The organism is Salmonella sp. NW645 (assembly GCF_051703725.1).
GTDB classification, from domain to species: Bacteria; Pseudomonadota; Gammaproteobacteria; order Enterobacterales; family Enterobacteriaceae; genus Salmonella; species Salmonella enterica.
In genome coordinates this window covers 15,996-26,152 of sequence record NZ_JAMMKR010000016.1, presented here as the reverse complement: position 1 = coordinate 26,152, position 10,157 = coordinate 15,996, and the positions used below count along the sequence as shown (strand labels likewise).

The window sequence follows — 10,157 nt, the reverse complement described above, 5'->3', positions numbered from 1 at the left end:
ATTTTTCTCTTCAACCGACCGGCTGTTTGTGTGAAGTGATTCACATCCGCCGTGTCGATGGAGGCGCATTATAGGGATCCCATTTTTTTGCACAAGCGTTTTTTGGATCTTTTTTTCTGTTTGTTGATTTTTCATCCCTTTCGCTCCATTCCTGCGCAAAGTGGCGATTTTTTGATGCTATCTCCCCTTGCACAACGCCGTTAAAGCAACCAAAGTCTTCATGACTATTCATTTATGATGAGGTAGACATGTCTGACACATTACGTCCTTATAAGGATCTTTTTCCTGAAATCGGTCAACGCGTGATGATCGATACCAGCAGCGTGGTTATTGGCGATGTCCGTCTGGCGGATGATGTCGGGATCTGGCCGCTTGTGGTGATTCGCGGCGATGTGAATTACGTTGCGATAGGGGCTCGTACGAACATTCAGGATGGCAGCGTTCTTCACGTAACCCACAAGTCTCCATCCAATCCACACGGCAACCCATTAATCATTGGCGAAGATGTTACCGTTGGCCATAAAGTTATGCTGCACGGCTGTACCATCGGTAACCGCGTACTGGTCGGTATGGGCTCCATTGTGCTGGATGGCGCGATAATAGAAGATGACGTAATGATTGGCGCGGGAAGCCTGGTGCCGCAGCACAAACGGCTGGAAAGCGGCTATTTATATCTTGGCAGTCCGGTAAAACAGATCCGCCCCCTAAGCGATGCTGAGAGATCGGGCCTGCAATACTCCGCCAATAACTATGTAAAATGGAAAGACGACTATCTTTCTCAGGATAACCATATCCAACCGTGATCGTCTTCCTGCTGGGCCAGGATTAATGCTTCAGCCTCTTCTTCCAGGTCCCAGCGATACTCACGAAAAATGGCCAGCCATTGCTCCGCTGTTTCTCCACCAAAGCGATACGCCAGTACATCTTTTTTTATTGCACACGTGAGTTGCATCCCATTAACCAGGGCGGGAAAGATGACAGCGCTGGCGGCAGTATCCCATTCTTCGCGATCAGGAAATTGTATGGCCTGGTTCACGCTAATAATTCCTGCTGTAGCAGCTCAATCACTGGCTCGACCTGCGGTAATACACCGTGCCAAAGCAAAACGGCATGTGCAGCCTGCCCCACCAGCATTCCCAGCCCATCTGCGTAGCGTTTTGCGCCCTGTTGTACACACCAGGAGAGAAATGGCGTATTCCCTTTTTGATAGAACATGTCATAGCAACAGAGGGAAGGGTGAATAAGTGACGCCGGAATCGCCGGGATTTCGCCCCGTATACCGCTGGAGGTCGCATTAATAATCAGGTCAAACTCACAACCATCCAGCTTGTCCATATCCATGGCATGAACGCTGCCGGTATGAGCAAAGATTTTCGCCAACGCTTCGGCACGTGAAGCTGTACGGTTAGTGATAGTGACCGCGCAATCCAAAGAAAGCAGAGGTAACAGCACGCCCCGGGATGCGCCGCCCGCGCCAATCAGCAAAATACGCCATCCTGGGCGGATAAAATTTAAACGTTTGAGATCGCTTAATAAACCGATACCGTCAGTATTGTCGCCAAGCAAACGACCATCTTCCAGCCGTTTTAATGTATTGACTGCTCCCGCCAGCGATGCTCGTTCCGTTAACTCATCCGATCGCGCAAACGCCTCCTCTTTAAAAGGTACTGTGATGTTTGCGCCTTTTCCCCCTGCCGCGAAAAAGGCATCAAGCGTATTAATGAAATTATTAATAGGGGCCAGCACGCGACCATAGGGGTGAACAATATCTAGCTGCTGAGCAAATTGCTGATGAATAAATGGCGATTTGCTGTGAGCAATCGGATTTCCAAAAACAGCATAGGTTTCCATCATATTACCCCTGTCGAAACAGTTCGCCCGTCAGAGCATCGCGAATTTCTGAAGGATTTAAACGCCCACCCGTTGCGCCTTCAACCACCGGAAAATCATCGCCAAATTGCGCACGTACCTCTTCAACGGTACGACATGGCGGTAATCCGCTCAGATTGGCGCTGGTGGAAACCAGCGGTTTGCCATACGCATTGCATAGCGCGACCACCAGCGGGTGGTTGGTAACACGAACGGCCAGGGAATCAAAACGTCCCGTGAGCCAACGCGGCGTTGTCGCGGGCGCAGGAAAAACAAACGTTACCGGCCCGGGCCAGCAATCAAATACCGCTTTACGCTGTGCGGCGGTAAGTATGCTGTCATCAATATAAGGTTTTAACTGCTCAAAGCTGGCGGCAATCAAAATGAGTCCCTTATCGACGGGCCGTTGTTTTAACGCCAGCAGGCGCGTAACGGCTGTTTCACTATCGGGATCGCAGCCGACGCCGAAAACGGCTTCTGTTGGATAAGCGATGACATTTTCTTTATTCAGGAGATCTACCGCTGCGACGATAGATCCTGTTGGCAGGTTATTATTCACTTGTTTATTCCACCGGAACCGGCTTTCCACATTGTTTACTGGCGCAAAAGCGCTTCACGCCCTGCGCGGTTTTCTTTTCGATGAGTAGCGGATAATGGCACTCGGGGCATTCCCCCGCAACCGGTGTGAAGTTAATGACGAACTGACATTCCGGGTAGCGATCGCAGGAATGAAAGATTTTACCGTAACGAGAACGGCGCTGGACCAAATGTCCTTGCTGGCAGGCTGGACAGGCAATCGCCGTTTCATCCGGTTTATCAATAACCACTGTATGTTCACATTGCGGATACTGACTGCATCCGATGAACATGCCAAAGCGCCCCTGACGCAGCACCAGTACGGCACCACACTCAGGACACAGTTGCCCCTCCAGAATTTTAACGATATGTCCGTCCGCCTGACTTTTCAGCGGACGAACGTAATCGCATTCCGGATAGCGAGAACAGCCGAGAAACGGACCACGTTTCCCGGAACGAATTACCAGTTCGGCCCCGCACTGCGGGCAGGGCTCATTGTTACGCACCGAAAACAGTGCTGATTTAGCCATATTCACTCATGCAGCATTAACACCTATCAATGCAGCATACCTTCATTTACCTCAAAGAGTAATTCTTCCATTTGCTGATAGGCGTTTTCACAGCCCGGAATGTTGAATAACACCATCAAAATAACCCATTTCAAGTCTTCCAGGTCAAACTCTGCGGTATCCAGCGCCAGCACACGCTCAATCACCATTTCTCGTGTTTCGAGGTTTAGCACCTGAATCTGCTCAAGGAATAACAGGAACCCCCGGCAACTGGCATCAAGCCTTTCACACTCTTCAACCGTATAAATGCGCATTGAAAGAGGGTCGGAAGCAAGTTGCATGGGTTCCGCGAGGCCATCCTGATAGTCAGCGAGTTTTTCCAGCCACAGCAGCGCATTGTAGATGTCTTCGCGATCAAACCCAGCGTCGGTGAGATCACGCTCCAGTCTGTCCTGATCCACGCGCAGCTCGGCTTCGTTATGGATGTATGTTTCAAACAAATACATTAGTACGTCGAACATGGCTTGCCCTCCTTAATCGGACATAGCCGCCGGGTACAGCTGCGATCCATCCTGCTAACTCCAGTTCGAGTAGCTGAGCCACTACCGCTGGCACAGGTTGGCCGGCACGTTCAGCGACGACGTCAACAGGTGTTACCTCATCTCCTACGTTAGCCAGGAGCTCAGGAAATGGCAATGCCGCCTCATCCTGATTTAGTGAATAAAGTGAATTTTCCGCCGTAGTTGGCAACCAGTGTAAGCCGTATTGCAAATTTTCCAGAATATCCTCCGGCGTCGTCACAAGCGTGGCCCCTTGTTTAATTAACCAGTGCGTGCCTTCGCTTCCCGGACTACCGATAGGGCCTGGTAATGCAAAAACGTCCCGCCCCTGTTCAAGCGCGCAGCGCGCCGTCACCAACGAACCGCTGCGCAACGCCGCCTCAATCACCAGCACGCCTTTGCTCAGTCCGCTGATGATACGGTTTCTACGAGGAAAATTTTGCGGTAGCGGAGGCGTTGAAAGCGGAAATTCTGAGACCACTGCGCCGCCGGTGGCAATCAAGTTTTCAGCCAGCACGGCATGTCGGCGAGGATAAATCTTTGCCAAACCATTCCCTAACACCGCTACACTTTTTCCCCCCATACTCACCGCGGCGTTGTGTGCTACGCCATCAATTCCCCGGGCAAGGCCGCTGGTGATCGTCAAACCGCTTTTCGCAAGGCTTTCGCAAAGCAGACGTCCCCAGCGTTCTCCATACCAGGAGTGGCTCCGGCTTCCTACGACGGCAAGCTGGCAGGTATGCAGACAGGCAGGATCGCCGTCAATAAAAATAGCGCCGGGATAATCGTCAATAGCACGCAGTTGGGGAGGATAAATCTCACTATCCGCACACAGAAAATGGTGCTGCGGTAGTTCAAGCCAGCGTAATGTCTCATCAAGCACACCTGCTGGAAGCTGTAAAAAACGTTCAGCTTGCCGCGCGGTAAGACCAGCCTCCTGAAGGTGCGTGCGATTTATCTGAGGCTGGCGAATAAGCGAATTCGCCATGTTCAACATCGCCTCGCCATAAAGGTCGCCGACGTACATTAAACGTAACCAAATTTCGGTACGGGCCATCCTTTCCCTCCCCTGCCACAAGCAGTCTGAACAATCTTTGCGATTGGTCACTGATGCTGTCAATCAGGTGGGGATTTGTCTAGAATAGAGGTAATAATCTTTTCAACTCCTGAACACAACTCTGGATAATTATGTCAGTTTTGCAAGTGTTACATATTCCGGACGAGCGCCTTCGCAAAGTCGCAAAGCCGGTTGAAGAAGTGAATGCAGAAATTCAGCGTATCGTCGATGATATGTTCGAAACGATGTACGCCGAAGAAGGTATCGGTCTGGCTGCAACGCAGGTCGATATCCACCAGCGAATCATCGTGATTGACGTTTCGGAAAACCGCGACGAGCGCCTGGTACTCATTAACCCGGAATTGCTGGAGAAAAGTGGCGAAACGGGTATAGAAGAAGGCTGTCTGTCGATTCCGGAACAGCGCGCTTTAGTGCCGCGCGCCGAGAAAGTGAAAATCCGCGCGCTGGATCGCGACGGCAACCCGTTTGAGCTTGAAGCGGATGGTTTACTGGCAATCTGCATTCAGCATGAGATGGATCACCTGGTCGGTAAACTGTTTATCGATTATTTGTCGCCGCTGAAGCAACAACGTATTCGTCAGAAAGTAGAAAAACTCGACCGCCTGAACGCCCGGGCTTAAAGGACAAGAACCAACGTGTCAGATTCACTACGTATTATTTTTGCGGGTACACCTGACTTTGCAGCGCGTCATCTCGACGCGCTGTTAACTTCTGGACATAACGTTGTCGGCGTATTTACCCAACCCGATCGTCCAGCAGGTCGCGGCAAAAAGTTGATGCCCAGCCCGGTAAAAGTGCTGGCGGAAGAAAAAGGCCTGCCCGTTTTCCAGCCCGTGTCGCTTCGTCCTCAGGAAAACCAGCATCTGGTTGCTGACTTACATGCTGACGTCATGGTTGTCGTAGCATATGGTCTGATTCTCCCAAAGGCAGTGCTGGATATGCCCCGTCTCGGATGTATCAACGTTCACGGTTCGCTGCTTCCACGCTGGCGTGGCGCGGCGCCTATTCAGCGCTCACTCTGGGCAGGCGATGCGGAAACCGGCGTCACAATTATGCAGATGGATGTAGGGCTGGATACCGGCGACATGCTGTATAAACTTGCGTGCCCGATTACCGCAGAAGATACCAGTGGCTCACTGTATAATAAGTTGGCTGAACTTGGCCCGCAGGGGTTAATTACCACACTAAAACAACTGGCGGACGGCACAGCGACGCCTGAAGCGCAGAATGAAGCGCTGGTTACTCATGCGGAAAAGCTCAGTAAAGAAGAAGCGCGTATTGACTGGTCTCTCTCCGCAGCACAGCTGGAGCGTTGCATTCGCGCCTTTAATCCGTGGCCAATGAGCTGGCTGGAAATCGACGGCCAGCCGGTAAAAGTCTGGCAGGCGTCCGTCATTGAGGACGCCACGCAGTCGCTGCCGGGAACCATTCTGGCCGCGACGAAACAGGGCATTCAGGTTGCAACAGGCAAGGGGATATTAAATTTGCTTTCGCTTCAGCCTGCCGGCAAAAAAGCGATGAGCGCCCAGGATCTGTTAAATTCACGCCGGGAATGGTTTATTCCTGGTAACCGTCTTGCCTGACGGTCACGTCTTTATACGCCCGGTGTTACCGGGCATTTTTATTTTATACATATGAAAAAACAAAACAATTTACGTAGTCTGGCAGCACAGGCCGTTGAACAGGTCGTCGAGCAGGGACAATCATTAAGTAATGTGCTCCCGCCGCTGCAACAAAAAGTCGCCGATAAAGACAAAGCGCTACTTCAGGAGCTGTGCTTTGGCGTCCTGCGCACCCTTTCACAGCTGGAATGGCTGATCAATAAGCTGATGTCTCGTCCAATGACCGGCAAGCAGCGTACTGTGCATTACTTAATTATGGTCGGCTTTTATCAGTTGCTGTACACCCGCGTCCCTCCCCATGCGGCGCTGGCTGAAACCGTTGAAGGCGCGGTCGCCATCAAACGTCCGCAGTTGAAAGGGTTAATTAACGGCGTCCTGCGCCAGTTCCAGCGCCAGCAGGAAACGTTGCTTAATGAGTTTGCGACCAGCGATGCGCGCTTTTTACATCCCGGTTGGCTGGTAAAGCGTTTGCAAAATGCCTACCCCACACAGTGGCAACGCATTATTGAAGCGAATAACCAGCGTCCACCGATGTGGCTACGTGTAAATCGTACACACCACACCCGCGACGGTTGGCTTGGCTTACTTGAAGACGCAGGCATGAAGGGATATCCGCATCCCGATTATCCCGACGCTGTACGTCTGGAAACGCCAGCTCCGGTACATGCTTTACCCGGTTTTGCTGAGGGTTGGGTAACTGTCCAGGATGCCTCTGCGCAGGGATGTGCGGTTTTTCTCGCTCCTCAGAACGGTGAGCACATTTTAGACTTGTGCGCCGCGCCCGGCGGTAAAACCACGCATATTCTCGAAGTGGCCCCCGAAGCATACGTGTTGGCGGTTGATATTGATGAACAACGGCTCTCCCGCGTTTACGACAACCTAAAGCGTCTTGGGATGAAAGCGACAGTTAAACAAGGGGATGGACGTTATCCCGCCCAATGGTGCGGCGAGCAGCAGTTTGACCGTATTCTGCTGGATGCGCCCTGCTCTGCAACCGGCGTCATTCGCCGTCATCCAGATATCAAATGGCTGCGTCGCGATCGCGATATCGCGGAACTGACGCAATTACAGGCGGAAATTCTTGATGCCGTCTGGCCGCGCCTGAAACCCGGCGGGACGCTGGTTTACGCCACCTGCTCCATACTGCCGGAAGAAAACCGCGATCAGATCAAAGCCTTTTTGCAACGCACTCCCGATGCTGCGCTCAGCGAAACGGGAACACCTGATCAGCCAGGACAGCAAAATCTGCCGGGCGGCGAAGAAGGTGATGGGTTCTTTTACGCTAAGCTAATCAAGAAGTGATGAGATAACGGGCCACGACTGATGAAAATTATCATACTGGGCGCAGGGCAAGTTGGCGGAACACTGGCGGAAAACCTGGTCGGCGAAAACAACGACATCACGGTGGTTGATACCAACGGCGAACGGTTACGCAGTTTGCAAGATAAGTTCGATCTACGCGTAGTTCAGGGGCATGGTTCGCATCCCCGCGTGTTGCGCGAAGCGGGCGCTGACGATGCGGATATGCTGGTCGCTGTCACCAGTTCAGATGAAACTAATATGGTTGCCTGTCAGGTAGCCTATTCACTCTTCAACACTCCAAACCGTATCGCCCGCATTCGCTCCCCGGACTATGTTCGCGATGCGGATAAACTCTTTCATTCTGAAGCGGTTCCGATTGATCATCTGATAGCGCCGGAGCAGTTGGTTATCGATAATATTTATCGTCTGATCGAGTATCCAGGAGCATTACAGGTTGTAAACTTTGCCGAAGGGAAAGTCAGTCTGGCAGTAGTAAAAGCCTACTATGGCGGTCCACTAATAGGTAACGCGCTCTCGACAATGCGAGAGCATATGCCGCATATCGATACCCGCGTTGCCGCAATTTTCCGCCATGACAGACCAATCCGTCCTCAGGGCTCGACTATCGTGGAAGCAGGGGATGAAGTCTTCTTTATTGCGGCTTCACAGCATATCCGTGCAGTAATGAGCGAATTACAGCGTCTGGAAAAACCCTACAAGCGCATCATGCTGGTGGGCGGCGGCAATATCGGCGCCGGGCTGGCAAGGCGTCTGGAAAAAGACTATAGCGTTAAATTGATCGAACGCGATCAACAACGCGCCGCAGAACTGGCTGAGAAACTGCAAAACACGATCGTCTTTTTTGGCGACGCTTCCGATCAGGAACTGCTGGCGGAGGAGCATATTGATCAGGTCGATCTCTTTATCGCGGTCACTAACGATGATGAAGCCAATATCATGTCCGCGATGTTGGCTAAGCGGATGGGTGCCAAAAAAGTGATGGTGCTGATTCAGCGTCGAGCTTATGTCGATCTTGTGCAGGGTAGCGTTATAGATATTGCGATTTCTCCGCAGCAGGCCACCATCTCTGCATTACTGAGCCATGTGCGTAAAGCAGATATCGTCGGCGTTTCCTCACTACGTCGCGGGGTTGCCGAAGCCATCGAAGCCGTCGCGCACGGCGATGAAAGCACTTCCCGCGTGGTTGGCCGCGTCATTGACGAAATTAAACTGCCGCCAGGCACCATTATTGGCGCGGTCGTTCGCGGTAATGATGTCATGATTGCTAATGACAATTTGCGCATTGAACAAGGCGATCACGTCATTATGTTTTTGACCGATAAAAAGTTTATTACCGACGTCGAACGTCTGTTCCAGCCAAGTCCTTTCTTCCTCTAATTTAAGGGGCGCTCATTCAGCGCCCTTTTTAATTCCCTTTATTTATCAAGGTTTAATTTATTTCGCTAAACAGAAGCCGTAAATGGAAAATGCCTTAGCATTTGTTAAACTTATAACGTCAGCTGCATAGGGAGAATAAAAATGAGTTTTATTAAAGAATTTCGCGAATTCGCGATGCGCGGGAATGTTGTGGATTTGGCAGTGGGTGTCATTATTGGCGCGGCATTCGGTAAGATTGTTTCTTCACTGGTTGCCGATATCATTATGCCGCCGTTGGGATTGTTAATCGGCGGGATCGACTTTAAACAATTTGCTTTTACGTTACGCGAAGCGCAGGGAGATATTCCGGCGGTCGTCATGCATTACGGCGTGTTTATCCAGAACGTATTTGATTTTGTGATTGTGGCCTTTGCTATCTTTGTTGCCATTAAGCTTATCAACAGACTCAACCGTAAAAAAGCAGAAGAGCCGGCAGCTCCGCCAGCGCCTTCTAAAGAGGAAGTGTTATTGGGCGAAATCCGCGATCTGCTGAAAGAACAAAATAACCGTTCTTAATAAGCAGAAGGCCAGTGGTAAAAAAGTCACTTACTTTCTTGCCACTGGCCTCCCAGTTCCCTCGATTACCGTGTTTACCTTTACGCAGATAACTTCCTTTGCCTTTCTTATTTTTTTCAACGCGTTGCCTGAACAGTGGATCATGCAGTAATGCCTCAATGGCATTGTCCTTTATCTGCCCTTTCTTATGTTGATAACGACTCATAATGTCTCCCGATTGTATAAATTAACGGCGCGAGTGTAGCCCCGCCGGTTCAATAAATCAACATCCTGATTTCGCTCCACTGGCCCCCTGCTCCAGGGCTTCCAGAATGGAACAATAGACGCTACTGTGGGCCGTTCCGCAACAAGCATCATTAAGCCTTTGTAACGAACGCTGCATCGTTTGCAGTTCCGCAATCCTGGCTTCAACCTCCTGCAATCGCTCTTGCACAATACTTTTTGACTCCTGACAGGTATGGTGCTCAGGATCAATTCGGATCGATAAAAGTTCGCGGATCGAGTCGAGCGTGAAACCCAACTGTCGCGCATAACGAATAAATTTGAGACGCTGCAGATCGTTTTCGGTATACAGACGAAACCCGCCTTCAGTACGTACCTCATGATCCATCATCTGCTGTTTTTCATAGTAGCGAATGGTATCAGGCGTTACGTCTGCCAGCTTTGCCAGCTCACCAATGCGATACAT

The 10,157-nt window shown here is 51.0% G+C and carries 13 protein-coding genes and 1 pseudogene; 6 read left to right on the top strand and 8 right to left on the bottom strand.

Annotation, left to right across the window (positions count from 1 at the left end):
• Positions 1-248: 248 nt before the first annotated feature.
• A complete protein-coding gene (locus NA389_RS21570) occupies positions 249-803 on the top strand; it encodes a gamma carbonic anhydrase family protein (RefSeq protein ID WP_001285635.1) in 555 nt (184 codons plus the stop codon).
• Here NA389_RS21570 and NA389_RS21565 read toward each other — a convergent pair.
• From NA389_RS21565 to dprA, 6 genes are read right to left on the bottom strand one after another with little or no spacing between them, the layout of a single operon-like run.
• Positions 779-1,036 (bottom strand): DUF1488 domain-containing protein, encoded by a 258-nt coding sequence (locus tag NA389_RS21565; protein ID WP_001070575.1) that lies wholly within the window; start codon positions 1,034-1,036, stop codon positions 779-781. The genes NA389_RS21570 and NA389_RS21565 overlap by 25 nt on opposite strands.
• Positions 1,033-1,851 (bottom strand): shikimate dehydrogenase, encoded by an 819-nt coding sequence (gene aroE, locus NA389_RS21560; protein WP_000451202.1) that lies wholly within the window; start codon positions 1,849-1,851, stop codon positions 1,033-1,035. The genes NA389_RS21565 and aroE overlap by 4 nt, the downstream gene beginning before the upstream one ends.
• Before the next feature lie 4 nt (positions 1,852-1,855).
• Complete coding sequence (tsaC, locus tag NA389_RS21555; RefSeq protein WP_001063621.1) at positions 1,856-2,428, bottom strand: L-threonylcarbamoyladenylate synthase type 1 TsaC; 573 nt, start codon at positions 2,426-2,428, stop codon at positions 1,856-1,858.
• 4 nt (positions 2,429-2,432) lie between these two features.
• Positions 2,433-2,975 carry a DNA topoisomerase family protein gene (locus NA389_RS21550; protein ID WP_001129714.1) on the bottom strand — a complete coding sequence of 181 codons (543 nt, stop codon included), beginning with the start codon at positions 2,973-2,975 and terminating at the stop codon, positions 2,433-2,435.
• 26 nt (positions 2,976-3,001) lie between these two features.
• On the bottom strand, positions 3,002-3,475 hold the full coding sequence (gene smg / locus NA389_RS21545) for a DUF494 family protein Smg (RefSeq protein WP_000460663.1): 474 nt from the start codon (positions 3,473-3,475) through the stop codon (positions 3,002-3,004).
• On the bottom strand, positions 3,447-4,571 hold the full coding sequence (gene dprA / locus NA389_RS21540) for a DNA-protecting protein DprA (RefSeq protein ID WP_000124533.1): 1,125 nt from the start codon (positions 4,569-4,571) through the stop codon (positions 3,447-3,449). The genes smg and dprA overlap by 29 nt, the downstream gene beginning before the upstream one ends.
• A 131-nt stretch (positions 4,572-4,702) precedes the next feature.
• Between dprA and def the strand changes: the two genes are divergently transcribed.
• From def to mscL, 5 genes are all read left to right on the top strand, one after another.
• Positions 4,703-5,212: a peptide deformylase gene (gene def, locus NA389_RS21535; RefSeq protein WP_000114987.1), complete on the top strand. Its 510-nt coding sequence runs from the start codon at positions 4,703-4,705 to the stop codon at positions 5,210-5,212.
• A 15-nt stretch (positions 5,213-5,227) separates the two neighbouring features.
• Complete coding sequence (gene fmt / locus NA389_RS21530) at positions 5,228-6,175, top strand: methionyl-tRNA formyltransferase (protein ID WP_001285165.1); 948 nt, start codon at positions 5,228-5,230, stop codon at positions 6,173-6,175.
• Positions 6,176-6,226: 51 nt separating this feature from the next.
• Positions 6,227-7,516 (top strand): 16S rRNA (cytosine(967)-C(5))-methyltransferase RsmB, encoded by a 1,290-nt coding sequence (rsmB, locus tag NA389_RS21525; protein WP_000744600.1) that lies wholly within the window; start codon positions 6,227-6,229, stop codon positions 7,514-7,516.
• Positions 7,517-7,537: 21 nt separating this feature from the next.
• A complete protein-coding gene (trkA, locus tag NA389_RS21520; RefSeq protein ID WP_000691374.1) occupies positions 7,538-8,914 on the top strand; it encodes a Trk system potassium transporter TrkA in 1,377 nt (458 codons plus the stop codon).
• A 141-nt stretch (positions 8,915-9,055) separates the two neighbouring features.
• Positions 9,056-9,469 carry a large-conductance mechanosensitive channel protein MscL gene (gene mscL / locus NA389_RS21515; RefSeq protein WP_000008119.1) on the top strand — a complete coding sequence of 138 codons (414 nt, stop codon included), beginning with the start codon at positions 9,056-9,058 and terminating at the stop codon, positions 9,467-9,469.
• A gap of 1 nt (position 9,470) precedes the next feature.
• On the opposite strand, the pseudogene NA389_RS21510 reads toward mscL, so the two are convergent.
• Both NA389_RS21510 and zntR read right to left on the bottom strand, forming a co-directional pair.
• A pseudogene (locus tag NA389_RS21510) lies at positions 9,471-9,674 on the bottom strand (alternative ribosome-rescue factor A); the annotation flags it as partial.
• 57 nt (positions 9,675-9,731) lie between these two features.
• Positions 9,732-10,157 (bottom strand): Zn(2+)-responsive transcriptional regulator, encoded by a 426-nt coding sequence (gene zntR / locus NA389_RS21505; RefSeq protein ID WP_000285585.1) that lies wholly within the window; start codon positions 10,155-10,157, stop codon positions 9,732-9,734.

Excerpts from the sequence above, each read along its gene's own strand:
- NA389_RS21570 (WP_001285635.1), top strand. The coding sequence starts at position 249 with ATGTCTGACACATTACGTCCTTATAAGGATCTTTTTCCTGAAATCGGT.
- aroE (WP_000451202.1), bottom strand. The coding sequence starts at position 1,851 with ATGGAAACCTATGCTGTTTTTGGAAATCCGATTGCTCACAGCAAATCG.
- NA389_RS21550 (WP_001129714.1), bottom strand. The coding sequence starts at position 2,975 with ATGGCTAAATCAGCACTGTTTTCGGTGCGTAACAATGAGCCCTGCCCG.
- smg (WP_000460663.1), bottom strand. The coding sequence starts at position 3,475 with ATGTTCGACGTACTAATGTATTTGTTTGAAACATACATCCATAACGAA.
- dprA (WP_000124533.1), bottom strand. The coding sequence starts at position 4,571 with ATGGCCCGTACCGAAATTTGGTTACGTTTAATGTACGTCGGCGACCTT.
- def (WP_000114987.1), top strand. The coding sequence starts at position 4,703 with ATGTCAGTTTTGCAAGTGTTACATATTCCGGACGAGCGCCTTCGCAAA.
- rsmB (WP_000744600.1), top strand. The coding sequence starts at position 6,227 with ATGAAAAAACAAAACAATTTACGTAGTCTGGCAGCACAGGCCGTTGAA.
- trkA (WP_000691374.1), top strand. The coding sequence starts at position 7,538 with ATGAAAATTATCATACTGGGCGCAGGGCAAGTTGGCGGAACACTGGCG.
- mscL (WP_000008119.1), top strand. The coding sequence starts at position 9,056 with ATGAGTTTTATTAAAGAATTTCGCGAATTCGCGATGCGCGGGAATGTT.
- zntR (WP_000285585.1), bottom strand. The coding sequence starts at position 10,157 with ATGTATCGCATTGGTGAGCTGGCAAAGCTGGCAGACGTAACGCCTGAT.